This window comes from Bradyrhizobium sp. i1.15.2, assembly GCF_040548425.1.
Lineage (GTDB): Bacteria > Pseudomonadota > Alphaproteobacteria > Rhizobiales > Xanthobacteraceae > Bradyrhizobium > Bradyrhizobium canariense.
On record NZ_JBEPRQ010000027.1, the window covers coordinates 47,375 to 71,183 of the forward strand.

Here is a 23,809-nt window from a genome sequence, read left to right on the forward strand (position 1 = left end):
GTCAGGACAGCTGTGCGATCTCGGCCTCTCGGAGCACGTCGAGCGGCGCCCAGGGCTTGGCCCAGAACTTTGCGCCGTCGGGCAAGGCCTGCATCAAGGGGCGGCCGGAAGTGACGACGATGTCGAGCCTGGGGTTGCGGTCCTTGGCGACGTGCGCGAGCTCGACCCCGTTCATGCGGCCGGCAAGCTGGACGTCGGTCATCATCAGGCAGAGCACGCCCGCGCTTTTGTCGAGCACCAGCTCGGCCGCCTCGGCGCTCTCGCACTGAATGACGTCGTAGCCGCTTTCTTCGAGAAGAAGACTGAGCATCTCCCTCTGCATGAGGTCGTCTTCCACGATCAGTGCGGTGGCGCGAAATGGCTGTGCTTGTCCCATCGGCGGCTCCCAATGCTGCCTGTCTTCATCAAGTAACGTAGGTTAAGGTGGGAACCGCGATGCGGTTCGGTTCCAATATGAAAAAATGTAAATCATAGTTCCGCTCGAGAGGCTCGACGGGGGATCATCATGACTGCGATCCGCGGCGCCGCCGCCGTCACCGGAGCGGCAAGCGGCATCGGCCGCGCGCTGGCGATCGAGCTTGCGCGGCGCGGCTGCGATCTCGCGCTCGCCGATCGCGAGGAGGCCGGGCTGAAGACGCTCGCGGCCGAGATCGGAGCTGCATGCAAGGTCAGCCTGCATCGCCTCGACGTCAGCGAACCCGACGACATCGCGCAGTTCGCGCGTGAGGCGACCGTCGCGCATCCCGCGCTCGGCATCGTCGTCAACAATGCCGGCGTGGCGCTGATGGGCTCGTTCGAGGAGATCGACCAGGCGCAGATGGACTGGCTGTTCGACATCAATTTCTGGGGCGTGGTGCACGGCACGCGCGCCTTCCTGCCGCATCTGAAGACGATGGGCGAGGCGCACATCGTCAACCTGTCCTCGATCTTCGGCATCATCGCCCCACCGGGACAGTCGGCCTATGCCGCGGCGAAATTCGCGGTGCGCGGCTTTTCCGAGAGCGTGCGGCACGAGCTTGCGATGGCGGGCAGCGCCGTGAGGCTGTCGGTGGTGCATCCCGGCGGCGTCGCCACCGCTATCGCCCGCAATTCGCACACCGGGGTCGGCGTCACCGACAATGCGCGCCGGTCGCAATCGATCGAGCGGTTCGAGAACGCAGCCAAGACCACGCCGCAAGACGCCGCGCTGCGCATCATCAGGGGCATCGAAAGAAACGAGCCACGCATCCTGATCGGTAACGACGCGCGCTTCATGGATCTCCTGCAGCGCTTCCGCCCGGGAACGTACTGGGCGCCGTTACAGCGCAAGCTGGAGAGAATGGCGAAGGGGACGAAGTGAGGCATGAGGCGAATGGCATCATTCACCCGCGGCCGTCGTCCTGGCGAAAGCCAGGACCCCATAGCCACCGAATTCAGTTTGGCGAAGACTGCCAGTTACCAGGTACGTGACTGCCAGTCGTTGTAACGAGTCCCGCCTGGGGTAATGGGTCCTGGCTTTCGCCAGGACGACGGCGGAGAGACGTCACGCCCTCACTGCCCCGCCAGCCGATCGGCAAAATACCCGATCGTCCTGCGATAGATCACCGCCCTGTTCCATTCGCGCATGGCTTCGAAATTGGCGGTGCCTTCGCCGTAAGGCTGGCCCATCTTGAAGCCGCTGGTGTGGAGCAGGTTCGCGGTCGAGGCGAGCACGTCGGGGACGCTGTGGCGGAGATCGACATGGCCGTCGCCGTCGAAATCGACGCCGTACTTGACGTACGACGACGGCAGGAACTGGGTCTGGCCGATCTCGCCGGCATAGGCGCCGATCAGGTCGCGCAGCGGCAGGTCGCCGCGCTGCACGATCTTCAACGCCGCAAGCAGCTCGCCCTGGAACAGCTCGGTGCGGCGGCAGTCATGCGCGAGCGTCGCCAGGGTGCGGATCACCGGCAGCTTGCCGATGTCGCCCTTGCCGAAATCGCTCTCCAGCCCCCAGATCGCAACTAGGATATAACGGGGCACGCCGAACTGCTGTTCGATGCGCGACAGCAGTGCGGCGTGGCGCTGCAGCAGTGCCTTGCCGCCATTGATGCGGCCAGGGCCGACACGGGTCGAGACATACTGCTCGAAGCTCTTGTTGAAGGTGTAGCGCTGGCGCCGGTCGAAGGCGAGCACCGCGCCGTCCTGCTGCACACCGCTGAGCGCCGCGCTGGTCACGCTCGCCGAGACGCCGGCGGCTTGCGCTTCCGAGGTCATGCTGGCGACAAAGCTGTTGAAGTCGCCGCCGCAGCGCGCGGCCTGCGCCGATCCGCCGGCCAGACAGGCGATGAAGGCGATGGCCAAGGCGTATTTCGACATTCGGATGAATCCTACAGGGAATGGGCGGGGAAGGCAGCGCGCGATCATGCCCGGGAACCGGATTCGCGTCAAAGCGGCAAATCCCCGCCAGAACCGATCGCATCCTGTCTGCGACAAATCAAATGCGCTCGCCCCCTCCCCAACCGATCGAGATGACCATGTCTATGTCCATGTCGCGCCGCATGCTCGGCGTCCTCGCATCGCTCTCCCTCACCCTGACGGCCGCTTCCGCGCAGACGCGCGATGTGGCCGGTGGCCGCGACTATCCCGGCATCGGCCGGTTCGCCGGCAGCGTCATCACCGGCTATGTGATGAAGGATTTTGACGCGGCGCGGATGCAAGCGGCTCCCTTCAGGGACGGTCAGCCCGCCGATGCGCGGCGGCTCGAGGGCCGCGTCTTTCGCATCGCCTATCGCACCAATCCCGGCCCCTCGATCCTGGAAGTGTCGCGCAATTTCGAGACGCAGTTGACCAAAGCCGGTTTCGAGACCCTGCTCACCTGCGACACCGATGCCTGCGGCGCCATTCCCTTTACCGAAGCCATCGACACGTTGCCGGTCCCGCAGATGTGGGTCGATGGTTTCAACTACCGTTACTACGCCGGCCGCAAGACCGAGGGCGGGCGCGAGACCTTCGCCAGCGTCCTCGTCAGCCAGAACAACCAGGACATCACCGCGCAGGTCACCGTCGCCGAGCTCGGCGCCATCGCGAACAAGATGGTGGACGCCGCCGCGATGGCGAAGGGGCTTGGCGAGACCGGCCACATCGCGCTCTATGGCATCTATTTCGACACCGACAAGGCCGTGCTCAAACCGGAAAGCCGCCCGACGCTGGAGCAGATCGCAAAGCTGCTGACGAGCCAGCCGCAGCTCAACGTCTTCATCGTCGGCCACACCGACAGCCAGGGCGCCTATGAATACAATCTCGACCTGTCGAAGCGCCGCGCCGAAGCCATCGCAGCCGAGCTGGTGAAGAACTTTCGCATCGCGCAGGCGCGGTTGCGCACTGCCGGTGTTGGATTGCTGGCGCCGGTCGGCCCGAATGCAACGGACGCAGGCCGTGCGCTCAACCGGCGCGTGGAGCTGGTGGCGCCGTGAGAACGGTGCATGCGGCACTCGTAACGTGATGGGAACAGCGTGAAGGGCGAAAACGGATTAACATATGTTTGTCAGCGCGACTTCTGCACGCACGCGGGAATACGTGCAGGCAAACGCGCGTTCTGACAAGGCGCGCAGCGCTCGCTGCGTTGCGTTGCGTTGCGAGAGCAGGAAATATGAACAAAGTGCTTTAGCCGTCCAAGCAATTGCTTTGATGCTGATCGAAACGCGATGTCGCGACCACTGCATATCTCATGCGCTCGCTGCGACATCGCAGCGCCAACGATTTGCCTTGCCATGGCATGGCGCCGGTTATAACATTCTATTCTAGGTTGTCGCCCTGCCAGCCCCGGGCGACGCTGAAGACCAAAATAAACGGCGGGCTTCGCGGCCCGCCGTTTGTTGCGGCAAGGGTGAGGCAAGGCTGAAGGTAAGGGTCTCCTCGAAGGAGCGCATCGGGTTTTACGAAGCGCTGGACGCTTCCACCCGACATCCAAGCGCCGCGCAAACGGGTTCGTCGATCGATCGCCCAGCCAGTTCTGCCGCAGCAGCGTCCGCAGCCGGCCTCCGGAAACCTGCCAAAGTCATTTGACTATGGCCCCCTGATCGACGAAAAGCCGGCCATGGCCAAAAAACCCGGAACCAATCCCAAGGGCGAATTCGCCTTTTTCAACGTCTTCTATGAAGACGGCTCCCAACGCTCCAACCGGCGCGTGCCCGCCGAATTGCTCGGCGGCCTCGACGGCGACGAGCCGGCCCGCGCCTTCATCATGGAGCAGGACCGCGAGATCGCCGAAAAATCCGGCCGCCCGGCGCTGGAGATCAAGAACCTCGAGCGGGTCGGCGCGAAGAAGAAATAGGCCGATCCAGGCAGGCGCTCACCAGCGCCCGGCCCGCCTGTTCCAGGCAAACAGCAGATCGGCAAACCGGTCATAGAAGAACCGGGTGAACGGCAGCGCCACGCGATTGCCGAACAACCCCGCAAGCCACCCCTCTCCCGGCGTCAGCCTCCACAGCGCAATCGCGACATCCGCGCCGACGATAAGTCGGCCGGCCTCATCGGTCGCATGCAGGCGGCGCCTGATATCGTCGAGCGTGGCGCCAAAGTGCGCCAGCGCATCGGGCTGCTCGTTGATATCCCTGAATTCGATCGTGCCCGCGCGCACCAACGCGAGCAGCTTGTTGCGCTGCCAGTCGATGCCGGCATCGCAGACAGGGCAGCGGGTGTTGTACCAGACGGTGAGGTGAGCCGGCATCATCGAAGCATAAATGTCGATCTGCGCCACGTCGAGGCAGGAGCCATCCATTCGGCATTGCAAGATCGATGCACCTTTCTCATCGGAAGTATAATCCGATAGAAAGCTGATGAGGCTCTTTGGCTGAACGCGGTCGAAGTAGGCGCGAACGAAAACGGCGGGCTTTCGCCCGCCGTTATTGTCTCAACAACCGCCAAGTCGCGGCGCTTGAACTAGTTATCCAAGAAGCTCCGCAGCTTCCGCGACCGCGACGGATGCTTCAACTTCCGCAGCGCCTTCGCCTCGATCTGACGAATACGCTCGCGGGTCACGCTGAACTGCTGGCCGACTTCTTCCAGCGTGTGGTCGGTGTTCATGCCGATGCCGAAGCGCATGCGCAGCACGCGCTCTTCGCGGGGGGTGAGCGAGGCCAGCACGCGCGTGGTGGTCTCGCGCAGGTTCGACTGGATCGCGGCGTCGATCGGCAGGATCGCGTTTTTGTCCTCGATGAAATCGCCGAGGTGTGAATCCTCCTCGTCACCGACGGGCGTCTCCAGCGACAACGGCTCCTTGGCGATCTTGAGGACTTTTCGCACTTTCTCCAGCGGCATGCCGAGCTTTTCGGCCAATTCCTCAGGAGTCGGCTCGCGGCCGATCTCGTTGAGCATCTGGCGCGAGGTGCGCACGATCTTGTTGATCGTCTCGATCATGTGCACGGGAATGCGGATGGTGCGCGCCTGGTCGGCGATCGATCGGGTGATCGCCTGCCGGATCCACCACGTGGCGTAGGTCGAGAACTTGTAGCCGCGGCGGTACTCGAACTTGTCGACCGCCTTCATCAGGCCGATGTTGCCTTCCTGGATCAGGTCGAGGAACTGCAGGCCGCGGTTGGTGTATTTCTTGGCGATCGAGATCACGAGACGGAGGTTGGCTTCCACCATCTCCTTCTTGGCCTGGCGGGCTTCGCGCTCGCCCTTCTGCACCGAGTGCACGATCTTGCGGAACTCGATGATCTCCAAGCCGGTCAGGGCCGCGAGCTGATGCACCTCGTGGCGAAGGTCCTTGATGCGGTCCTTCTCGTGATGGACGAAGTTCTTCCAGCCCTTGGCCGACAGCTTCGAGACACGGTTGAGCCACCGCGGATCGAGCTCCGAGCCGGTGTAGTTGCGCAGGAAGTCCTCGCGCGCGACGCCGTGGCTGTCGGCGAGGCGCATCAGGCGGCCCTCATGCGAGACGAGGCGCTTGTTGATGTCGTAGAGCTGCTCGACCAGTGAGTCGATACGCGCCTGGTTGAGGCGCAGCGACTTCACCTCGACGATGATCTCGTCCTTGAGCTTGCGGTACTTGCGCTCCTGGTGCGGCGACAGCGAGGGGCCGTGCGAGGTGCTCTCGAGCTGGTTCTGGATGTCCTGCTCTTGCAGCTTGCGCAGCTTCTTGTAGCTGTCGGCGATCTTGTCGAAGATCTCGACGACCTTCGGTTTGAGCTCGGCCTCGATCGCCGCAAGCGACATCTGGTTCTCGAACTCGTCGTCCTCGTCCATGTCGGCTTCGGCGGCGGACTCCGCCGGATCCTTCGCGGCTTCGCCGGCATTGCCGGGCACAGGCGCGGCGCGGAACGGGGTCGGCGACGGCGGTGCGGCGGGCGGCGCGACATGCGCGGGCGCGGCGCCGGTGACCTGGCCGCCTTCGGCCGGCGCTTCACCGGTCTCACCGTTGGGACCCGCGATCATCGCATTGTTCATGCCGGCCTTGGCGTCGGGCCCGGCATAGGTGGCTTCGAGATCGATGATGTCACGAAGGAAGATCTTTCCTTCGTTGAGCTCGTCGCGCCAGATGATGATGGCCTGGAAGGTCAGCGGGCTCTCGCACAGCCCTGCGATCATCGCCTCGCGGCCGGCCTCGATGCGCTTCGCAATCGCGATTTCGCCTTCGCGCGACAGCAGCTCGACGGTGCCCATCTCGCGCAGATACATGCGCACGGGATCGTCGGTGCGCTCGCCCGGCTCGCTCTTCTTGACCTCGGTGACGGCCTTCTGGGTGACTTCGACCAGCTCGTTGTCGGTCTCGTCCTCGCCGCTCTCGTCCTTGTCTTCCTCGCCTTCGCTATCGTCGGCTTCGGTGACGTTGATGCCCATGTCCGAGAGCATGGACATGATGTCCTCGATCTGCTCGGGCGAGGTCTGGTCGGACGGCAAAACTTCGTTGAGCTGATCGAAGGTCACGAAGCCGCGCTTCTTGGCCTGCTTGATCATCTTCTTCACGGCCGCGTCGGACAGATCGAGCAACGGCGAGGGCGCGTCCTGGGAGTCCTTCTCCGGCGCGTCCGCTGCCTTGTCGTCTTTTTCCTTGTCCTTCGCCTGCAGCGTCTTTGCCTTGGTGGCCATCCATTGCTCCTAAACGCGTTTCACACAGACGTTCGCCGCGCCCGCGTGAAATCACTTGAACCTGTTGTTCGATGCTCTCGCTTCGTCAGATCTCGACACGGAAAGGGCGGCGCGGACCTCTTGTCGCCACCCCCGACCTTTCACTCGCCGGATTTGCCTAACGCTTCGTAGAGCCTCTTTGTCGCAGCGGTTGCAGGTATAGTGCCAACAGCAATTGCGCGGATTCATTCCTGACGCATCTGTTCTGCCTGCGGCCGCCTGGTGGCCAAAGTGCTACAAGACCGTTAAGCCTCGATTAACCCTGTTTTTGCCGCCAAACCTCGGATTTGGCGAGTCTTTTAGCGGTTCCGGCCCCGGCCGTCCGCATGATTCTTTCATCACACGCTCTTCTGGAACCGACCCGACAGCTCGCCAAAACCCTCGATGAGGGCCTCGGTGCCATCGACTTCGCCTATCCGAGCCTTGACGTCGCGCAGCCACGCCATGTTGGCCTCGCTGGGATCTTCCCCCAAGGCCAGCTCGGCGTCTTTCAGCTCTCTAAGTAGTGAATGGTACTGCCGATGCAAGGCAACCAGCTGATGCCAGGTGGAGAGAACGTCGTCCCGTGCCGCGCCCTCGCGGGCGCCCCACACCGCCGCGGTCGTGATGCCGCCCTCAACCCTTTGAAGAGCCTGAGAAAAACCTCCCTTCTCGAGATCGCTGCGCATTTTCTCGGCGAGCTCGCCAGGGTCCGGCGAATGGTGATGGTCGTTGGCAAAAGCGGCGATGATGCCGGCCCGGAGCTTATGGACCTCGGGATGGGCGAGCTCCAGGGCCGCGACTTCCTCGAGGTGATCGTGCAGCAGCCAGGGGTGGTTGATCAGGATTTGCAGGATCAGGGCCTCGCGGCGGGAGATGGCGCTGCGCTGACCGCGCATGATCGGGCTTGCCGCGAGCTGCGCGCTCGCCGCTTGGTAGGGCCCGGAGGGCAGCTGGATCGGACCGGGCGGGCCGCGGCGGCCTCCAAATCCCTGATTGCCGAATCGATTCGCGCCTCCCCCACCACGGGGCTGAAACTGACGACCGGCCGAGCCGGGGCGGAAATTACCACGGCCGCCGCCAAAGCCGCCGCGCCCGCCTTCGGGGGCAAAGGCGCGCTGAAGCCGCTCGGCAAGATCCTGCCGATAATAACGCCGCACTACTTCGTCGCGGATGCCGTTGGAGAGCTCCTTGATGCGCGCCTCCAGCGCGGCGCGGCGCTCGGGCGTCGCGAAATTGCCGCCTTCGAGCTCGCGCGACCAGATCATCTCGGCGAGCGGACGCGCCGCCGCGATCACCTCCTCGATCGCACCGCGACCGCCGGAGTGCACGAGATCGTCGGGGTCCTGCCCTTCCGGCAGCAGCGCGAAACGAAGACTCTTGCCCGGCGCGAGGAACGGCAAGGCGAGATCCGCGGCACGATAAGCCGCCTTCTGGCCGGCGCGGTCGCCGTCGAAACAGAGGATCGGCTCGTCCGCCATCTTCCAGAGCAGCGCGAGCTGGTTTTCGGTGAGTGCAGTGCCGAGCGGCGCCACGCTGCCGGCAAAGCCCGCGGTGACCATGGCGATGACGTCGACATAGCCTTCGACCACGACGAGGGCGCTGCCGTCATGGGTGGCCTTGCGCGCGGTCTGGTGGTTGTAGAGATTGTCGCCCTTGTGGAAGAGCGGCGTCTCCGGCGAGTTCAGGTACTTGGCCGGAACGTCCTTCTCCAGCGCGCGCCCGCCGAAGGCGATGACGCGGCCGCGCAGATCCGTGATCGGAAACATCACGCGATCGCGGAAGCGATCATAGGGCACCGGGATGTCGTTGCCTGCCACCAGCATGCCGGTCTCGATCATGTCGTCGACGGAGACGCCGAGCTTGCCGAGATGCTCTTTCAGTGCGAAGCGATCGGGCGGCGCATAGCCCAGCCGAAACTGCAATTGCGTCGCCGGCGAGATCGCACGATCGGCGAGATAGCCGCGCGCCTTGGCGCCGACGCGCGAGGCCAGCGTCTCGGCAAAGAACTTCGCCGCGAGATCCATCACGTCGTGCAGCGAGCGGCGCCGCTGCTCCTGACGCGCCGCATCCGGCGTCACCGCCGGCAGCGGAAGGCCCGCCATATTGGCGAGCCGCTCCACGGCCTCCGCGAACGGCAGGCCGTCGGTCTCCATCACGAAGCTGATGATGTCGCCGTGCTTGCCCGAGGAGAAGTCGTGGTAAAAACCCTTCTGGTCGTTGACGTAGAAGGACGGCGTCTTTTCCTGCTGGAACGGCGACAGCCCCTTCCACTCGCGCCCCGCCTTCTTCAGCTTGACGCGCTTGCCCACGACTTCGGAGACCGAAAGCCGGGCACGCAGCTCGTCGAGGAATTGGGGCGTGAAGCGCATGGCGGAATGGAACTCTGTCAGCTCGGCCGCGTGAAGCGCCCACCTCAGAAAGGCGAACGCCGGCCTTGCTTCAACGCCTTATTTAATGTTCATGATATGTTCAGTCCATATCCACAGGCTTGATAATCCAAAAATACGATTGTATATACAGAGAAACTGATGCCGGATTTCAGCTCTCTCGCGTCTGCCGGGTTTGAATGGGACGAAGAGAAGAACCGGACTAATCTGATCAAACATGGCATCAGCTTCGACGATGCCAGTCAGGTCTTCTACGAACGTGTCGTCATCAAACGGTCGAATCGCAACGACGAAGAGCGGTGGATCGCGATCGGAAAACTCGACGACCGACTTCTGACAGTGATCTTCACGCGAAGAGACAAAGCGATCCGTATCATTTCAGCGCGACGTCCGAGGCCAGATGAAAAAAGAGCATATCGTGAAGCGTCGATGGGGAGATCGCCGCAAGGGTAATAGTGATTGGGCCCGTGTCGATGCAATGACGGACGAGGAATTGGAAGCCTCGATCGCAAATGATCCCGACTGGGCGGAGTTCAAGGACGTCGACTGGTCGGACGCCGTGCTGGTGATGCCGCCGAGGAAGAAGGCGATCTCCATCCGCCTCGACGAGGACGTGCTCGACTTCTTCAAGCGCGATGGCGAGGGCTATCAGCGGCGCATCAATGCGGTGCTGCGCTCCTTCATGCAGCAGAAGTCGAAGCCGAAGAAGCGGGCTTGATCCGGAGAATATCTTCGGAGGCTCGTGACAGAAGCCTTGAACCCGCCCCGGTTCCACGCTTCCATGGGCCATGTTCAGGACCTTCCGAGGCGGCCAGAGCGGGGGTTGGCGCATCACCTCGATTTCGCCCGTCACGGGCGAGCCCCTCGCCTTCATGCCGGCGCTGTCGGTCACCGACAGCGAGGCCATCGCATTGCCGCTGGTGCCCTCGCGCAATGCCTGGCGGCTGGTCGGTGTCGCGAGCAGCTTGCGCTACACCGAGCGCGGCGAGAAGGAGCAGCTCACTGCCATGCAGGCCGGCCTCGGCCGGCTGGAAGCAACCAGCGCCGCGCTGATCCCGATCCGCAAGTCGCAGGCCTGGTGGGATCTGACCCAGGAAGAACGCCGCAGGATATTTGAAGACAAGTCGCATCACATCGCGAGCAGCCTGCGCTTCCTGCCTGCGATTGCGCGGCAGCTCTATCATTGCCGCGACCTTGGCGGGCCCTTCGATTTCCTAACCTGGTTCGAATTCGCGCCCGCGCACGCCTCGCTGTTCGAGGAGCTGGTCGCGATGCTCCGGCGGACCGAGGAGTGGACCTATGTCGAGCGCGAGGTCGACGTGCGCGCGGTGAAGGAAGTGCTTTCGGCCTAGTGATCGAGGAAGCGGCCGGATTCGATGCGCGGCAGATCGGTGACGGGCCAGTTGTAGATGTAAGTCCAGGCCGGTGCCGTCACCCCGTCCGCGCCTGTCACGTCGACCAGCCGGCGCAGATATTCGGTCGGCTCGGGAAAGCCCTCACCGCAGGCCTCGTACATGTCGAGCTCGCGCAGGAGCTCGTCGGGTACGCGCAGGTGGAAGAGTTCGCCGTGGACGCGGTCGGACGGCACATCGGAGAGCAGCAGCCCCGGATAATGCTTCACCAGAACGAGCCGGCCGCGGCAGGTCGCTTCACTCAGAAAATCCGCGTGCCCGGCAAGCAGCCGCGCCATCGGATGGTCGAAGCCGCGCATCAACGTGCCGTAGACGAAAAGACGATTGGAGATCATGCGGGCTCTATAGCTGCGAATGATGCAGAGCGACAGCGCCACACATTCCATGGTCGTCCTGGCTTTCGCCAGGACGACGGCGGTGAGCGTCTACGAAACTTCGGCTTCCAGCTCCTCGCCGCTGCGTTGCTCGTCCGACACCACCCTGATGGTCACGTCCATGGCATCGAACGCGCCCGCAGCGCCGATATAGACGCCGTGCAGCGGGATCGCCTGGCGCGGATCGCGTGCGACCGCGACGCGGATGAGGTCGCGGGTGCCGACGATGCCGTTGGTCGGATCGAACTCAATCCAGCCCGCGCTCGGCAGGTAGACCTGCACCCAGGCATGCGTCGAACCACCGCCGACATGGCGCTGCTCGATATCCTCCGGCAGGAAGATGTAGCCGGAGACGAATCGTGCGGCGATGCCGAGATGGCGCAGCGCCTCGATCATGAACAGCGCGTAATCGCGGCAGGTCCCGCTACCGGACTGCAAGGTGTCGAGCGGATGCTGCGTGCCCAACTCGTGGCGCTTGCGGTATTTAAACCGCTCGCGGATGCCGTGGGTCATGCCGCTCAGAATCTTGAAGGTCGGCGTCGGCGCGTCCTCGTCGAGAAAGCCGCGCGCCCATTCCGCGATCTCGCCGTCGGGATCGGTATATTGCGGCGTGATGTAGTGGACGAGGTCGGGAAATTCCTCGTCGTCATAGGCGAACGGATAGAAATAGGCCGAGTCGTCCGGCGTCAGCGCGAACTCCTCGACCGGATTGTGCTCGACGGTGACGTGCCAGTCGAAGACCAGCGTGTCCGCGCGCTCGTCGAAATTCGCGATCGCGACCGAATTGCCGAACACGTCGTGGATCCAGTGCAGCGACATCGGCTCGGGCGAGATCTCGAGCCTGGAGTCGAGCACGCGCAGATCATGCCCGTCGCTGGGACGCAGCATGATCCTGTGTTCGCCGAACGCCACAGGGCGGGTGTAGCGATATTCGGTCTTGTGATGAATCGTCAGCAGCGGCATCGTCAGGCAATCATGGTGATGTCGGGCGGACCAATCTATAGCAATCCAGCCCGATTCTTTGGGGTGACTGCTGTTTCATTAGGCAATCAGGATGGCTTTAGACACAATCGAGGCGACCAATCAACTCCTCAGCGAGGGTGACGTCCCCCCGGTGCACGAGGTGAATGCGCAAGGGACATCGCCTTTTTTGCTCACCTCGGACCACTACGGACGGGTCCTGCCGCGTACGCTTGGCGATCTGGGCGTCGCGGGAGGCGAACTGACGCGGCATATCGCCTGGGACATCGGCATCGCGGGGGTTGCCGACCGGCTGGCAGAGATGCTGGGCGCACATCTGATCGCCCAGCGCTATTCGCGGCTGGTGATCGACTGCAACCGGCCGCCGGCCGCCATGAGCTCGATCCCCGTGATTTCCGAAGCAACCGCGATCCCGCGCAACGAGGGAATTTCGGAGCAGGAGCGCAAAGCGCGCAGGCGCGAGATTTTCGAGCCCTATCACCGCCGTATCGATGCCGCGATCGACCGCCGCGTGCACGACAAGCGGCCGACGGTGCTGGTGTCGCTGCACAGCTTCACCCCCGTTTACGCCGGCGTCGCGCGTCCCTGGCACATCGGCGCGCTCTACAATCGCGACACCGTGCTGCCGCAGCTGCTGCTCAAGCATCTGCGCAGCGAGGGCGATCTCGTCGTCGGCGATAACGAACCCTATGCGGTGAACGACCTCACCGACTACACCATCCCCGTGCATGGCGAAGCCCGCGGCCTCGTCAACACCGGCATCGAGATCCGCCAGGATCTGATCGCCGACCAGTCCGGCCAGCAACAATGGGCCGAGCGGCTGGCGCGGATTTTCGCGGAGATCGAGCTGGAGCTGCGGGCGGCGAGGCTGGTCGATTAGCCCGATGGCGGTTATTTCGCCCTGGTCAGCGCCAGCCAGATGCCGCCGCCGATCATGAAGCCGCCGGAGATGCGCGACATCATGCGGGTGCGGCGAGCCGAGAAGAACTTTCGGGCACGCCCGGCGGCGATGGCGTAGAGCGCGTCCGTCATCACCGCAGTGACCATGAAGGTAGCTCCCAGCAGCGCGACCTGCGGGAAGTGGTCGCGGTTCATGTCCATAAACTGCGGGATGAAGGCGCCGAAGAACACCAGCACTTTCGGGTTCGACAGCAGCACCAGGAAACCTTGCAGGAAGAATCCGCCGCGCGGCGGCGCCGGCGGCTCGTCCACCTTGACGCCCTCGACCGGCGCCCAGATCAGCTTGATGCCGAGCCAGACCAGATAGGCGGCGCCGGCAAAGCGCACCCAGTCGAACCAGTAGCCCATGGTCGCCATGAGTGAGGTCAGGCCGACCGCGACGATGCCGATGACGATGGCGAGGCCGGCCTGCGCACCGGCCACATTGGTCAGCGCCGCACGCGTGCCGTGACGCAGCCCGTTGGCGATGACGAGGGTGACGATCGGCCCCGGCAGCAGCGCGAGCGCGATGCAGGCGGCAAGGAAGGCGAGATAGGCTTGCAGAGACATCATGGGGAGGACTCGCTGAGAGCGGTTTGGGACATTAATGCATGACCCTCAGTTTCCGTCCAGCGCAGCCGTCACCCACGTCTTCATCTCCGGCGTCTGCAGGAACACGAGCACCGCGCGCTGCATCACGCCTGTTCCCCCGCTTCCCTGCGCAGCCGCAACGAAGAGATCGCAGCCCCGTGAGACGGCGATGCCGAGCGCGGCGTGACGAGTGTGGTCGGGCCTATCCAGATCATAGCGCCTGGCACGGCCGCGCATCGCTCCAATGCCAACTTCCTCACCCGGCGCGACGGCCGCAAAGCGCGGGCTGATCAGATCTATATCCGCAACACGATCGACCTCGTCGTCATCGGCGACACCGCGGTCACAGCTGCAAAAGCCGCGTTTTGCGCGCAGGTACAGCTCAGTGCCGGCGCAGGCGCCATCGCAACGGAACGCGCGCCCGGACGGCCAGCCGTCGCGCGGGAACGGCCAGGCGATCTCGCGCCAGCGCGCCGTCTCTTCGGCGGGTGCCGGCGCAAGCTGATAGGTCGCGACCCCGGACACACCGAGTGCGATCACCATTGCTGCTAACGCTGCCCCACGCCGCATCGTCAGGTCTTCGGCAGACCGGCGACGGCGCGCGCGGATCCGGTCAATTCGAGAATGTGCAGGCCGGTATTGGCGCGATCGACGATGTAGACATATCCGCGGTCGTCGGTCTCGACATTGTTGGTCTGGATCGCGACCTTGCAGCGTTGGCCGCCCTCGATCGGGATGCAGCGCTTGTCGGTCGCGCTCGTGATCGACGGAATGAAGTAGCCGACTTCCTTAGGATGATAGGGGTCGCGGATGTCGAGCGCGCGCACGCCGGCATTGAAGAAGGCGATGAAAGCCATCTTCTTGTAATAGACCGGCGCCATGCTCTCGTTCGCGGAATGCGAACCAAAGCGGCCGCCGCGCTGGCAGAACTGTCCGCTCGCCTCCGGCACGGTGTAGCTCGAGATCATCATCGGCCGCGTCTCGGTGGTGACGTCGGCAAACCAGACCATCTGCCGCGCCTCGCCGCATTCGTTGAGGATCGCCTCGTCGACGATCATGACGATGTCTCGGGTCTTGCCGTCCTTGTCCTCGGCAAATTCCGCAACCGGCATGTCGAGCATCGGAAACGTGGTGTGTGCGCCGTTGAAGGCGGACATCGGCAGGCGCGAAATCTCCGGAAAACGCAGATTGTCCGGCGTCGGCTCCTTCGGCCCGTTCAAGAGCTTGTCGCGATCGACGATCTGCAGGATGCCGCCCTTGTTGGTGCCGTAGCCGAAAAAGACACGATTGCCGTTGGGCCCGGTCGAGATCGGTCCATGCAATTCGGTCGGCACCGGGCCGGTCGAACCGGGCTCCTGACCGGGCAGGCCAAAATCCCTGATCTTCTGTGGATGGGCGGGATCACTGAGATCATAGACCTGCGTCATGCGCCGCGTGCGCCAGTCCGGCGCGCCCGAGACCAGGAAGGCAATGCCGGTGTCGCACTCCCACCAACTCTTGTGCGTGTCCTTCAGACCGTCAATGCGCGTGATGAGCACCGGGCTTGCGGGATCGGAGACGTTCCAGATCTCATGCGCCTGACCACCGAAAGTGCGCAGCATGTAGACCGCATTGGAATCCCCTTTCGGCAGCGATTTGCCGTCGCAGACCCGCACCATCTGCGCGCCGCCAGATTCATACTTGCCTTCCTGCCCCGGCAGGTGCCGCAGATACTTTGGCTTCGCGGGATCGGTGACGTCGACGATCGAGGTTCCGTTCGGCTCGGCCTGCCCCGTCATCGGATTGACGGGCGCGGGCACATCGTCAGTGCCGCCGTGATGACCGATATAGGCGATCCAGCGGTCGCCCTGGTGATGAATGGTCGGCTGATACGCGCTGCGCGCCTGAAGGTCGCTCACACCGACCAGCTTCATGTTGGAAGCTTCAGGCGGCGCGCCGATGGTCTGCTCCTGTTGTGCCTGTGCCGCGATGCTGCAGGCAGAAACGGCGAGGCCTATCGCAAGCGGGACCCAACGGAACATCAAAGTCCTCCCGGAACCAATCTGTGTTGGCTGAGCGTTGACGCTAGCACAGCCATTTGCTGGCGCCAAAGAGACCATCTTGACAGGCAACCATTTGGTTGCCTATTATCGCCGCCATGGATGAGGTCTTCAAAGCGCTCGCCGATGCGTCACGACGGTCGCTGCTCGACAGGCTTCACACCAGGAACGGCCAGACGCTGAACGAGCTCTGCGAAGGCCTCGCGATGACGCGCCAGGCGGTGACCAAGCACATTGCCATTCTGGAAGACGCCAATCTGGTCACGACCATCAGGCACGGCCGCGAGAAGCTGCACTATCTCAATCCGGTTCCGATCCATCAGATCGGCGAACGCTGGATCAGGAAATTCGAGCGAGGCAAGCTCGCCGCACTCGGCGAGTTGAAACGCCAGTTGGAGAAGCGTGATGAGTAAGCCGCAATTCGTCTATGTCACCTACATCGAGACCACGCCAACGAGGCTGTGGGAGGCGCTGACATCAAGCGAGTTCAGCAAGCAATACTGGTTCGGCGCCGAGGTCAGATCCGACTGGAAAATCGGCTCCCCTTTCGCGCTGCTGCTGGATGGCGAGACCACCGATTCCGGCGAGATCCTCGAAGCCGATCCGCCACGGCGGTTGTCCTACAGCTTCAAGCATGAGAAATATGAGGAGCTGCGCAGTGAGCCGATCTCGCGCGTCGTGTTCACCATCGAACCGTTCGGCTCGCTCGTGCGTTTGACGGTGCTGCATGACGGCTTCGTCGAAGGCGGCAAATATCTCGGCGCCGTTTCCAACGGCTGGCCGGCGATCCTGTCCGGTCTCAAGAGCCTGCTGGAAAGCGGCAAAGTGCTAGCCATTCCGCGTGCAGCCCTCAACAAGGGATTCGATGCAAGATGAACCTCGATCAGTTCAAGCCGCTCACCGTCTACACGATTTACATCGCCGCGACGCCGGACAAGGTGTGGGAGGCGCTGACCTCCGCCGAGTTCAGCCGCAAATACTTTTCCGGCTTTGCGGTTGAGATGGAGCCAAGACTCGGCGGCAAATTCATCGTCCGCGCGCCTGACGGGTCGGAACACATCTCGGGTGACGTGTTCGAATACGATCCGCCGACCAAGCTGACGGTGACGTGGAACGTCAACTGGCCCGACCTCGTCGCGAAGCTCGGCACCACGCTTGTCACTTATGAGATCGAACAAGCCGGCGAGGCCGTCCGCCTCACCATGAGCGAACGTCACGACCGTCCGCTCAGCGACGACATCCTCTCCGGCGGCCGCACCGGCTGGCCCGCAATCCTGTCGGGGCTGAAGAGCCTGCTGGAAACGGGCAAGGCGCCGCAGATCAAGATGGCGCCGCCGGTGCAGATGCTGGAAGCGTTGAAGGCGATGGGTATCAAGACGCCGTAGCGGACGAATTCCGCCCCGTCATCGCTTCTTCTTCACCGGTGGCGGATTGATTTCGTCGATCTTGCGACTGCAATCCGCTTCCGAGCCGTGCGGGCCCGAGACAAAGGTCCCGCTGACCTTGATCGCGTACCAGCCCGACTCGACGCCGAGCCGGAGCGCTTCTTCTGTCTTGACGTGCCGTGGGGAGAGAGCTTGCATCTGGTGCTTTCGGTTGGCGTTCGATCTCATGATCGAATCGCGGTGAAACCTTCAGGCGTCCGCGGCACGCGCCTGCCGCGCCCGTCTCACCCGCTGGAGCGGGCAATATGCGCAACGACGGCTGCTGCGACGTCGCGATGAGTCGGCTCCGCCGGTGCGAGGAAATGAGGCGCTTCACGTCGCGCGAATAGTCGTGGCGCTGCATAGGCGCAGAAACGACAGATCTTTCGACATTCCCGCACCGTGCGCGCAATCGCCGCAATTAGCTATCGTTTTCTCACCCGTGCCGCACTTTTGAAGTGCCAAATGCCGCGCGCGAGCGAATAAGCCGTCAAAGCCTTGTGATCGGCGGCTTCGTAGCCATGTTGGGAGCTTAGCCAAGGGAAAAACGTATGAAGCTCCGCGTCGGGTTTGAGATGCTGTACGAATTCCCGCAGCCCACGCCCATGATCATGGTATTGGGCACGCACTTCACGCGCGCCTCCGATGTCATCGTGCCCGACCTGGTGACCACCAGACCCTCGGTTCCGATCACTCCCTATCGCGACCTCTTCGGCAATTGGTGCAGCCGCATCGTGGCGCCGGCCGGCGCCTTTCGGCTTGCCGGCGACGGCGTCGTGAGCGACAGCGGCCTGCCCGACCCGGTGTTCCCGAACGCGGCTCAGCACGCCGTCGAGGCGCTGCCGACCGACACGCTCGTCTATCTGCTCGGCAGTCGCTATTGCGAGACCGATCGCCTGTCGGATATCGCATGGAAACTGTTCGAGCACACGCCGCCAGGCTGGGCGCGGGTGCAGGCCATCTGCGATTTCGTTCATCGTCACATCGCTTTCGGCTATGAGCACGCGCGCGCAACCAAGACGGCGCGGGAAGTCTACGACGAAGGCAAGGGCGTGTGCCGCGACTATGCTCATCTTGCCATCGCGTTCTGCCGCTGCATGAACATCCCGGCGCGCTACTGCACCGGCTATCTCAGCGACATCGGCACGCCGAAGCCCTGGGCCGTGGGAGATTTCGCCGGCTGGTTCGAGGCTTATCTCGGCGGAAGCTGGCACATGTTCGATCCCCGCAACAACACGCCGCGGATCGGCCGCGTTCTGATCGCGCAAGGACGCGATGCCGCGGACGTCCCGATCACCCAGACCTTCGGTCCGAATAAGCTAGTCAATTTCAAGGTATGGACCGACGAGGTTGCCTGATGACAGACAACAGCGTTGCGCTCAGCGCGGATGAATTTGCGTCCTTGGCCGAGATCGGCAAGGGCAAGGCGCAAGGCGAAATTCCGCAAGCGCACGGCGAGCGCCTGACCAACCTCGGTTATGCGATCAGGCGCCTCGGCGAACTCGAACTGACCTCATCCGGCGAGCGTCGGCTGGCATCGGGTGAATAGCTCGCTGCCGTTGCGTTCGGCTTCCTGCTACGCCACCGGCACCACGATCCGCCGATAAAGATGCCAGGTCGCGTGCCCGAGCACGGGCAGCGTCACCACCAACCCCAGAAAATACGGCAGCGCCGAGACGATCAGGACCATCACGATCACCGCGGCCCAGCCAATCATCGGCAGCGGGCTGGCCACGACCGCGCGCACGCTCGTCACCATCGCCGTGACGAAATCGACCTCGCGGTCGAGCAGCAGCGGAAACGACACCACGGTCAGCGAGAACAGGATCAGCGACAGCACCGCGCCAACCGCGTTGCCGATGCCCAGGAACAGCAAGCCCTCGTTCGTGGTCAGCACCACCGTCATGAATTCCTGTAGGCTCGAGAACGAGGCATGCAGGCCAAGCAGCAGCGCGATCAGAAGCCGCACCTGATACATCCAGACCACGAACACGAACAGCGTAACGAAGGCCATCCAGCCGATCTCGCTGCGCGCGCGCACGGCCGACCAGATCGCGCCGAGCGAGACGGGCTCGCCGCGTTCGCGGCGGCGGCTGACTTCATAGAGCCCGATCGCCACGAATGGCCCGAGCAGCGCGAAACCGGCGGCCAGCGGATAGACCAGATAAACCATGCCGAACGCAGTGAAGCACAGCATGATGGCGATGCCGCCGGCGGCGTAGAGCCCACCGAAGCAGAGGCCGTAAAGCGGCAGCGCCTGGAAATCACGCAGGCCTTCGACCAGCGCCTCGGCGATGTCGGTCGCCGCGACGGGACGCACCACCGGATCGACTTTGCCCGAAATGGACATCAGCTACCTCCTCGTTGGCCGGCGCGATCTCCGTCGCGCGCGGATTGACCTTGATCTTAGCGTCCCCGCGGCCAGCGCGCACGCGCGAGTTGGATTGCTGCACGACGGTATCCCGACGCCGCCGGCGCAGACCGAGGAAAGCCGTCGCGCCGGCGGCGGCGCTCCGTTCGGGGAGCTCATCCGTGCTGCACGCGGCTCTGAATCTTTCCCGCCGAGGACTTTTTCGGCCCGTTGCCTATGGACTGAGCGGAGGATGGTGCCGCAAATTGGGTCCTTGAACGAGCACCTGCGATGACCAGAGTGGACCGTCCGACCGATGAGCTTGCGTACCCGGCTACTGATACTCGTCATCGCGGCCATGCTGGTGCCGGCGAGCCTCGTCGGGCTGCGTTTCGTGCAGAACCGGAGCAGTGAGATCAACGCCGCCCTGGCCAATCTGGCGGCGTCGGCCGACGACATTGCCAGCGATCTGAGTGAGAAGATTCAAGGAACCGCGCAGCTTCACTACGGTCTGGCCCGAGCGCGCGACATCGACACGCGCGACAAGGCGGCATGCTCGGCGTTTCTGTCGGACGTGCGCGAGGAATACCCTCAGTTCACGGGAATCCTGACGATCGACCCGGACGGCAGCCTGTTCTGCGACTCGCTGCGGACCAACCGCACCCTCGATCTGAGGGATCGCGCCTATTTCAAGCAGGCCCTGGTCTCGCGCAGCGTCGTGGTTGAGCCGGTATTCGGCCGGCTGACCGGAACATCGGTGCTCCAGATCGCATATCCGGTGCGATCGGAGGCGGGTGCGCTGAAGCTGGTGCTGCTCGCCTCGTTCAACCTGCGCAAATTCGCCGAGTATCACCACAAGCGGCTGCTCGCCGAGAAGGATATCCTGCTCATCGACGGCAAGGGCACCGTTCTTGTCGCCCCCTCGGGAGACGGCTGGACCGCGCCCGTGGGCGCGTCGATTGCGGGATCCGATCTGCTCCGCTTCGCGGCGGCTCCCGATCAAAAAGCATTTCAGGAAGTGACCGATCGCGACGGCCGCACGCAAGTCTGGGCCGTCGCCCACTCACCTTCGATCCGTGATGCCGGCCTCTACATCCTGGTCGGACGCTCCAAGGACGGATTGGTCGCGGCGGCGAATCGCCGGCTCTACGAGGACATGGCGATCCTCGCGGTGGCCTTGCTGCTGCTGCTCGCCGGTGTATGGATCCTCGCGACCGTGAGCGTCGGGCGCCAGGTCGGGCGGCTCGCCAACGTGGCGAAGAGACTCGGGCTCGGCGATCTCAGCGCGCGAATTCCTCCTCCCCATCCGCGCGGCGAGCTGGGCGGATTGATGACCCTGCTCAATGGCACCGCCGAGTCGCTTGAGCAGCAACGCGCGGCCATCGCGGACCTCAACCAGAGGCTCAGCCAATCCCAGAAGATGGAGGCCATGGGCCAGCTCACCGGCGGCGTGGCGCATGACTTCAACAACCTCCTCACCGTCATTCTCGGCAATTCGGAGCACCTTGCCGACAGGCTGACGGGAAACAAGGAATTGCACCGGATCGCCGGCGACATCGCGACAGCCGCCGAACGCGGCTCCGACCTGACGCGCAGCCTGCTCGCCTTCGCGCGCAAGCAGCCCCTGAGGCCGCGAGACATTGACATCGGTGAGAAGATTCAAGAGATGGAGCACTTGTTGCGCCGCCCCTTGGGCGAGCACATCGAATGCACCTTCGCGCTCGCACCGGACCTGTGGTTGATCAGCGTCGATCCCGGCCAGCTAACGACTGCGCTGCTCAATCTCGTGCTCAACGCGCGCGATGTCATGCAGTTGGGCGGCAGGCTGACCATCGAGGCGCGCAACGTCTCGCTCGGCGAATCCGACTTGGACATCAATGGCGAACCGCGACCAGGCGACTATGTCATGGTGGCCGTGACCGACACCGGCAGCGGCATGACCGCCGAGGTGGCGAGCCGGGCGTTCGAGCCGTTCTTCACCACGAAGGAGGTCGGCAAGGGGACCGGGCTTGGCCTGAGCATGGTCTACGGGTTTGTGCGGCAGTCCGGCGGATTGGTGCAGATGCAGTCTGCGCCGAGGCAAGGCAGCGCAGTCAGGCTGTTCTTTCCCCGCCTGGCCACGCCGCCAAACGAGGACGCCTCACCCGCCGAAGGGATCGTCGCGCGCGAAGGAAGCGAGACCATTCTCGTCGTCGAGGACAACGACATGGTTCGGACCTATGTCGAAAGCGAGCTGAAGACGCTCGGCTATCGCGTCATCACAGCCGCGAGCGGCCCGGCTGCGCTCGACCTGTTGCACCAGTCCGGGGACATCGACCTGCTGTTCACCGACGTCGTGATGCCCGGCGGCATGTTCGGGCCGGAGCTTGCCAGGCAAGCAATCCAGCTGCGGCCCGGGCTCAAGGTGCTCTTCACCTCCGGCTACAGCCAAAATCCGGTCAAGGCCCCCGACGGGATTGGCGATGCCCGCGTGCTGACCAAGCCGTTCCGGCGGCGAGACCTCGCCGCGATGCTGCGGTCCGCGCTGTCGGCGCCGTCGCGGTGAGATGACGGTGTGCTCTACCCGAGCGCTCGCAGCTCGCGGCGCAGCACCTTTCCGGTGGCAGTCATCGGCAATGTCTCCGCGAATTCCACGAACCGTGGATATTCGTGGGCGGCGAGTTGCACCTTGACGAATTCCTGGATCTCGCGCGCGAGTGCGTCGCCAGCGGCAAAGCCCGGGCGCAGCACGATCCAGGCCTTGATCGATTCAGTGCGGATCGGATCGGGGATGCCGACCACGGCCGCCATCGCCACCGCCGGGTGCTTCATCAGCGTGTGCTCGATCTCGGACGGGCCGACGCGATAGCCGGCGGTGGTGATGACGTCGTCCTCGCGGCTGACGTACCAGAAGTAACCGTCCTGGTCCTGCACGCCGAGATCGCCGGTGAGCAGGAACTCGCCGGCATATTTCTTCGCCGTCGCCTCCGGATTGCGCCAGTATTCGAGCATCGCGCAAGGACAGGGTTGGCGCACGCCGATGATGCCGCGCTGGCCACGTGGCTGCTCCTCGCCTCTGTCGTTGACGATGCGGACGTCGAAACCCGGCGTCGCCTTGCCCATCGAACCGGGGCGGATCGGAAACAGATTCGCGTTGCTGCCGATCACGAGATTGCATTCGGTCTGGCCGAACACCTCATGCGCGTCGACGCCGAAAGTCTCGCGCACCCAGCCGAGCAGCTCGCCGCCAAGGGACTCACCGCCGGTAAAGATGCTGCGCAGCTTGACGCCGGAATGCGTCACGCCGGCCTGCCGCATCAGCTTCAGCGCGGTCGGCGGCAGGAAGACATTGCGCACTCCGAGATCGGCCATCATCTGCATCGCCGCTTGTGGCTCGAACTTTCGTGCGCGGTGGCCGACCAGGGGAATGCCGTGATACCAAAACGCGAACAGGCCGTTGATGAGGCCGCCGATCCAGGCCCAGTCTGCCGGCGTCCACATCAGATCGCCGGGACGAGGCAGGAAGTTGTGGCACATCTCGACATTGGGGAGATGTCCGAGCACGACGCGGTGCGCGTGCAGCGCGCCCTTCGGATTGCCGGTCGTGCCCGAGGTGTAGATGATCAACGCGGGATCGTCCGCAGACGTGTCCACCAGCGTGAAGTCGGGCGATGCCGCCTTGACCGAATTCCAGAACGATGTCGTGCCCGCCGGCGTTCGTTCGCCAACGATGTAGACATTCTTCAGCTCCGGCAGACGGTCGCGTATCTTCGAAAGCTTCTCCCAGCCTCCCGCGTCGGTGACGATCGCCTTGGCCTGCGAGTTCGACAGACGGAATTCCAGCGCGTCTTCGCCGAACAGCGCGAACAGCGGAATGGAGATCATCGCCGAACGGAACGCGGCCATGTGCGCGATCGGCAGCTCCAGCGACTGCGACAGGAACACCGCGACGCGGTCGCCGCGGGCAAGACCATCCGCCTTCAGCACATTGGCGAAGCGGCGCGACATCTCCGCGACCTCGTCGAAGGATGTGCGCGTGACGGCGCCGTTCTCGTCGACATAGACCAACGCCAGCCGGCCGGTGCCGTCGGCGTGGCGATCGCAGCAGGCCTCCGCCAGGTTGAAGCGCGCCGGGATCTCCCAGCGGAAATTGCTGTAGAGTTCGTCGTAGGTGCTGGCTTCGGTGAGCATGGTCGTTTCCCGGCCGCGTCGTCATGGCCGGACTTGTTCCGGCCATCCACGTTCTTGTTTGGCCCCAG

At 63.8% G+C, this 23,809-nt stretch carries 26 protein-coding genes; 13 read left to right on the forward strand and 13 right to left on the reverse strand.

The window, feature by feature from the left end; genetic code table 11:
- Window position 1: 1 nt before the first annotated feature.
- Window positions 2-376: a response regulator gene (locus tag ABIB80_RS32110; RefSeq protein WP_007596606.1), complete on the reverse strand. Its 375-nt coding sequence runs from the start codon at window positions 374-376 to the stop codon at window positions 2-4.
- Between the two features lie 129 nt (window positions 377-505).
- On the opposite strand from ABIB80_RS32110, the gene ABIB80_RS32115 reads away from it, so the two are divergent.
- Window positions 506-1,339, forward strand: a complete 834-nt coding sequence (locus ABIB80_RS32115) for an SDR family NAD(P)-dependent oxidoreductase (RefSeq protein WP_007596608.1) — start codon at window positions 506-508, stop codon at window positions 1,337-1,339.
- Window positions 1,340-1,530: 191 nt separating this feature from the next.
- Here ABIB80_RS32115 and ABIB80_RS32120 read toward each other — a convergent pair whose 3' ends face one another.
- Entirely contained in the window at window positions 1,531-2,337 is an 807-nt protein-coding gene (locus ABIB80_RS32120; RefSeq protein ID WP_007596610.1) for a lytic murein transglycosylase, read from the reverse strand.
- 158 nt (window positions 2,338-2,495) lie between these two features.
- Here ABIB80_RS32120 and ABIB80_RS32125 point away from each other — a divergent pair, with 158 nt between their 5' ends.
- Complete coding sequence (locus ABIB80_RS32125; protein WP_007596612.1) at window positions 2,496-3,434, forward strand: OmpA family protein; 939 nt, start codon at window positions 2,496-2,498, stop codon at window positions 3,432-3,434.
- A gap of 623 nt (window positions 3,435-4,057) precedes the next feature.
- On the forward strand, window positions 4,058-4,294 hold the full coding sequence (locus tag ABIB80_RS32130; protein WP_007596614.1) for a hypothetical protein: 237 nt from the start codon (window positions 4,058-4,060) through the stop codon (window positions 4,292-4,294).
- A gap of 18 nt (window positions 4,295-4,312) precedes the next feature.
- Here the strand turns inward: ABIB80_RS32130 and ABIB80_RS32135 are convergent, their stop codons facing one another.
- The 3 genes from ABIB80_RS32135 to dnaG form a co-directional block, all read right to left on the reverse strand.
- Window positions 4,313-4,693, reverse strand: coding sequence for a thiol-disulfide oxidoreductase DCC family protein (locus tag ABIB80_RS32135; RefSeq protein WP_371261371.1), 381 nt, complete (start codon window positions 4,691-4,693; stop codon window positions 4,313-4,315).
- Between the two features lie 209 nt (window positions 4,694-4,902).
- A complete protein-coding gene (gene rpoD / locus ABIB80_RS32140; RefSeq protein ID WP_007596618.1) occupies window positions 4,903-7,053 on the reverse strand; it encodes an RNA polymerase sigma factor RpoD in 2,151 nt (716 codons plus the stop codon).
- 377 nt (window positions 7,054-7,430) lie between these two features.
- Window positions 7,431-9,443, reverse strand: coding sequence for a DNA primase (gene dnaG, locus ABIB80_RS32145; protein WP_007596620.1), 2,013 nt, complete (start codon window positions 9,441-9,443; stop codon window positions 7,431-7,433).
- A 159-nt stretch (window positions 9,444-9,602) separates the two neighbouring features.
- Between dnaG and ABIB80_RS32150 the strand changes: the two genes are divergently transcribed.
- The 3 genes from ABIB80_RS32150 (at window position 9,603) to ABIB80_RS32160 (ending at window position 10,813) form a co-directional block, all read left to right on the forward strand.
- The gene (locus ABIB80_RS32150) at window positions 9,603-9,914 is read left to right on the forward strand and encodes a BrnT family toxin (RefSeq protein ID WP_007596621.1); all 312 of its coding nucleotides are present in this window, start codon (window positions 9,603-9,605) and stop codon (window positions 9,912-9,914) included.
- A 25-nt stretch (window positions 9,915-9,939) separates the two neighbouring features.
- A complete protein-coding gene (locus ABIB80_RS32155; protein WP_245285940.1) occupies window positions 9,940-10,179 on the forward strand; it encodes a BrnA antitoxin family protein in 240 nt (79 codons plus the stop codon).
- Between the two features lie 70 nt (window positions 10,180-10,249).
- A complete protein-coding gene (locus ABIB80_RS32160) occupies window positions 10,250-10,813 on the forward strand; it encodes a chlorite dismutase family protein (protein WP_007596625.1) in 564 nt (187 codons plus the stop codon).
- On the opposite strand, the gene ABIB80_RS32165 is transcribed toward ABIB80_RS32160, so the two are convergent.
- Together ABIB80_RS32165 and ABIB80_RS32170 are read right to left on the reverse strand one after the other, a co-directional pair.
- Window positions 10,810-11,208, reverse strand: coding sequence for a gamma-glutamylcyclotransferase family protein (locus ABIB80_RS32165; protein WP_035993593.1), 399 nt, complete (start codon window positions 11,206-11,208; stop codon window positions 10,810-10,812). The two genes, ABIB80_RS32160 and ABIB80_RS32165, sit on opposite strands and share 4 nt — an antisense overlap.
- Window positions 11,209-11,298: 90 nt before the next feature.
- Window positions 11,299-12,210 carry a transglutaminase family protein gene (locus ABIB80_RS32170; RefSeq protein WP_007596629.1) on the reverse strand — a complete coding sequence of 304 codons (912 nt, stop codon included), beginning with the start codon at window positions 12,208-12,210 and terminating at the stop codon, window positions 11,299-11,301.
- A gap of 91 nt (window positions 12,211-12,301) precedes the next feature.
- On the opposite strand from ABIB80_RS32170, the gene ABIB80_RS32175 reads away from it, so the two are divergent.
- Window positions 12,302-13,108 (forward strand): N-formylglutamate amidohydrolase, encoded by an 807-nt coding sequence (locus ABIB80_RS32175; protein WP_007596632.1) that lies wholly within the window; start codon window positions 12,302-12,304, stop codon window positions 13,106-13,108.
- 11 nt (window positions 13,109-13,119) lie between these two features.
- Here ABIB80_RS32175 and ABIB80_RS32180 read toward each other — a convergent pair whose 3' ends face one another.
- Genes ABIB80_RS32180 through ABIB80_RS32190 form a run of 3 tightly spaced genes read right to left on the reverse strand, consistent with a single transcriptional unit; the run spans window position 13,120 to window position 15,779 of the window.
- Window positions 13,120-13,740 carry a LysE family translocator gene (locus ABIB80_RS32180; protein WP_007596634.1) on the reverse strand — a complete coding sequence of 207 codons (621 nt, stop codon included), beginning with the start codon at window positions 13,738-13,740 and terminating at the stop codon, window positions 13,120-13,122.
- Window positions 13,741-13,785: 45 nt separating this feature from the next.
- Entirely contained in the window at window positions 13,786-14,301 is a 516-nt protein-coding gene (locus ABIB80_RS32185; protein ID WP_007596636.1) for a hypothetical protein, read from the reverse strand.
- Between the two features lie 29 nt (window positions 14,302-14,330).
- The gene (locus ABIB80_RS32190; RefSeq protein ID WP_219683733.1) at window positions 14,331-15,779 is read right to left on the reverse strand and encodes an LVIVD repeat-containing protein; all 1,449 of its coding nucleotides are present in this window, start codon (window positions 15,777-15,779) and stop codon (window positions 14,331-14,333) included.
- A gap of 116 nt (window positions 15,780-15,895) precedes the next feature.
- On the opposite strand from ABIB80_RS32190, the gene ABIB80_RS32195 reads away from it, so the two are divergent.
- Genes ABIB80_RS32195 through ABIB80_RS32205 form a run of 3 tightly spaced genes read left to right on the forward strand, consistent with a single transcriptional unit; the run spans window position 15,896 to window position 17,182 of the window.
- On the forward strand, window positions 15,896-16,210 hold the full coding sequence (locus ABIB80_RS32195) for an ArsR/SmtB family transcription factor (RefSeq protein WP_354128974.1): 315 nt from the start codon (window positions 15,896-15,898) through the stop codon (window positions 16,208-16,210).
- On the forward strand, window positions 16,203-16,673 hold the full coding sequence (locus ABIB80_RS32200) for an SRPBCC family protein (protein WP_007596642.1): 471 nt from the start codon (window positions 16,203-16,205) through the stop codon (window positions 16,671-16,673). The genes ABIB80_RS32195 and ABIB80_RS32200 overlap by 8 nt, the downstream gene beginning before the upstream one ends.
- Window positions 16,670-17,182: an SRPBCC family protein gene (locus ABIB80_RS32205; protein WP_007596644.1), complete on the forward strand. Its 513-nt coding sequence runs from the start codon at window positions 16,670-16,672 to the stop codon at window positions 17,180-17,182. The genes ABIB80_RS32200 and ABIB80_RS32205 overlap by 4 nt, the downstream gene beginning before the upstream one ends.
- Window positions 17,183-17,200: 18 nt before the next feature.
- On the opposite strand, the gene ABIB80_RS32210 is transcribed toward ABIB80_RS32205, so the two are convergent.
- Window positions 17,201-17,380 (reverse strand): hypothetical protein, encoded by a 180-nt coding sequence (locus tag ABIB80_RS32210; RefSeq protein WP_035995268.1) that lies wholly within the window; start codon window positions 17,378-17,380, stop codon window positions 17,201-17,203.
- A gap of 392 nt (window positions 17,381-17,772) precedes the next feature.
- Here ABIB80_RS32210 and ABIB80_RS32215 point away from each other — a divergent pair, with 392 nt between their 5' ends.
- Together ABIB80_RS32215 and ABIB80_RS32220 are read left to right on the forward strand one after the other, a co-directional pair.
- Window positions 17,773-18,579 carry a transglutaminase-like domain-containing protein gene (locus ABIB80_RS32215; RefSeq protein ID WP_007596646.1) on the forward strand — a complete coding sequence of 269 codons (807 nt, stop codon included), beginning with the start codon at window positions 17,773-17,775 and terminating at the stop codon, window positions 18,577-18,579.
- Window positions 18,579-18,770 carry a hypothetical protein gene (locus ABIB80_RS32220; protein WP_007596652.1) on the forward strand — a complete coding sequence of 64 codons (192 nt, stop codon included), beginning with the start codon at window positions 18,579-18,581 and terminating at the stop codon, window positions 18,768-18,770. The genes ABIB80_RS32215 and ABIB80_RS32220 overlap by 1 nt, the downstream gene beginning before the upstream one ends.
- A 27-nt stretch (window positions 18,771-18,797) precedes the next feature.
- Here ABIB80_RS32220 and ABIB80_RS32225 read toward each other — a convergent pair whose 3' ends face one another.
- The gene (locus ABIB80_RS32225; RefSeq protein ID WP_007596654.1) at window positions 18,798-19,571 is read right to left on the reverse strand and encodes a DUF2189 domain-containing protein; all 774 of its coding nucleotides are present in this window, start codon (window positions 19,569-19,571) and stop codon (window positions 18,798-18,800) included.
- 316 nt (window positions 19,572-19,887) lie between these two features.
- On the opposite strand from ABIB80_RS32225, the gene ABIB80_RS32230 reads away from it, so the two are divergent.
- A complete protein-coding gene (locus ABIB80_RS32230) occupies window positions 19,888-22,116 on the forward strand; it encodes an ATP-binding protein (RefSeq protein WP_354128970.1) in 2,229 nt (742 codons plus the stop codon).
- 14 nt (window positions 22,117-22,130) lie between these two features.
- Here ABIB80_RS32230 and ABIB80_RS32235 read toward each other — a convergent pair whose 3' ends face one another.
- A complete protein-coding gene (locus ABIB80_RS32235) occupies window positions 22,131-23,741 on the reverse strand; it encodes an acyl-CoA synthetase (RefSeq protein ID WP_007596658.1) in 1,611 nt (536 codons plus the stop codon).
- Window positions 23,742-23,809 lie beyond the last annotated feature (68 nt).

Bases quoted from the DNA above. Each gene is read 5' to 3' on its own strand.
- ABIB80_RS32110 (WP_007596606.1), bottom strand. From the start codon at position 376: ATGGGACAAGCACAGCCATTTCGCGCCACCGCACTGATCGTGGAAGAC.
- ABIB80_RS32115 (WP_007596608.1), top strand. From the start codon at position 506: ATGACTGCGATCCGCGGCGCCGCCGCCGTCACCGGAGCGGCAAGCGGC.
- ABIB80_RS32120 (WP_007596610.1), bottom strand. From the start codon at position 2,337: ATGTCGAAATACGCCTTGGCCATCGCCTTCATCGCCTGTCTGGCCGGC.
- ABIB80_RS32125 (WP_007596612.1), top strand. From the start codon at position 2,496: ATGTCTATGTCCATGTCGCGCCGCATGCTCGGCGTCCTCGCATCGCTC.
- ABIB80_RS32130 (WP_007596614.1), top strand. From the start codon at position 4,058: ATGGCCAAAAAACCCGGAACCAATCCCAAGGGCGAATTCGCCTTTTTC.
- ABIB80_RS32135 (WP_371261371.1), bottom strand. From the start codon at position 4,693: ATGATGCCGGCTCACCTCACCGTCTGGTACAACACCCGCTGCCCTGTC.
- rpoD (WP_007596618.1), bottom strand. From the start codon at position 7,053: ATGGCCACCAAGGCAAAGACGCTGCAGGCGAAGGACAAGGAAAAAGAC.
- dnaG (WP_007596620.1), bottom strand. From the start codon at position 9,443: ATGCGCTTCACGCCCCAATTCCTCGACGAGCTGCGTGCCCGGCTTTCG.
- ABIB80_RS32150 (WP_007596621.1), top strand. From the start codon at position 9,603: ATGCCGGATTTCAGCTCTCTCGCGTCTGCCGGGTTTGAATGGGACGAA.
- ABIB80_RS32155 (WP_245285940.1), top strand. From the start codon at position 9,940: ATGACGGACGAGGAATTGGAAGCCTCGATCGCAAATGATCCCGACTGG.
- ABIB80_RS32160 (WP_007596625.1), top strand. From the start codon at position 10,250: ATGTTCAGGACCTTCCGAGGCGGCCAGAGCGGGGGTTGGCGCATCACC.
- ABIB80_RS32165 (WP_035993593.1), bottom strand. From the start codon at position 11,208: ATGATCTCCAATCGTCTTTTCGTCTACGGCACGTTGATGCGCGGCTTC.
- ABIB80_RS32170 (WP_007596629.1), bottom strand. From the start codon at position 12,210: ATGCCGCTGCTGACGATTCATCACAAGACCGAATATCGCTACACCCGC.
- ABIB80_RS32175 (WP_007596632.1), top strand. From the start codon at position 12,302: ATGGCTTTAGACACAATCGAGGCGACCAATCAACTCCTCAGCGAGGGT.
- ABIB80_RS32180 (WP_007596634.1), bottom strand. From the start codon at position 13,740: ATGATGTCTCTGCAAGCCTATCTCGCCTTCCTTGCCGCCTGCATCGCG.
- ABIB80_RS32185 (WP_007596636.1), bottom strand. From the start codon at position 14,301: ATGGTGATCGCACTCGGTGTGTCCGGGGTCGCGACCTATCAGCTTGCG.
- ABIB80_RS32190 (WP_219683733.1), bottom strand. From the start codon at position 15,779: ATGTTCCGTTGGGTCCCGCTTGCGATAGGCCTCGCCGTTTCTGCCTGC.
- ABIB80_RS32195 (WP_354128974.1), top strand. From the start codon at position 15,896: ATGGATGAGGTCTTCAAAGCGCTCGCCGATGCGTCACGACGGTCGCTG.
- ABIB80_RS32200 (WP_007596642.1), top strand. From the start codon at position 16,203: ATGAGTAAGCCGCAATTCGTCTATGTCACCTACATCGAGACCACGCCA.
- ABIB80_RS32205 (WP_007596644.1), top strand. From the start codon at position 16,670: ATGAACCTCGATCAGTTCAAGCCGCTCACCGTCTACACGATTTACATC.
- ABIB80_RS32210 (WP_035995268.1), bottom strand. From the start codon at position 17,380: ATGCAAGCTCTCTCCCCACGGCACGTCAAGACAGAAGAAGCGCTCCGG.
- ABIB80_RS32215 (WP_007596646.1), top strand. From the start codon at position 17,773: ATGAAGCTCCGCGTCGGGTTTGAGATGCTGTACGAATTCCCGCAGCCC.
- ABIB80_RS32220 (WP_007596652.1), top strand. From the start codon at position 18,579: ATGACAGACAACAGCGTTGCGCTCAGCGCGGATGAATTTGCGTCCTTG.
- ABIB80_RS32225 (WP_007596654.1), bottom strand. From the start codon at position 19,571: ATGTCCATTTCGGGCAAAGTCGATCCGGTGGTGCGTCCCGTCGCGGCG.
- ABIB80_RS32230 (WP_354128970.1), top strand. From the start codon at position 19,888: ATGAGCTTGCGTACCCGGCTACTGATACTCGTCATCGCGGCCATGCTG.
- ABIB80_RS32235 (WP_007596658.1), bottom strand. From the start codon at position 23,741: ATGCTCACCGAAGCCAGCACCTACGACGAACTCTACAGCAATTTCCGC.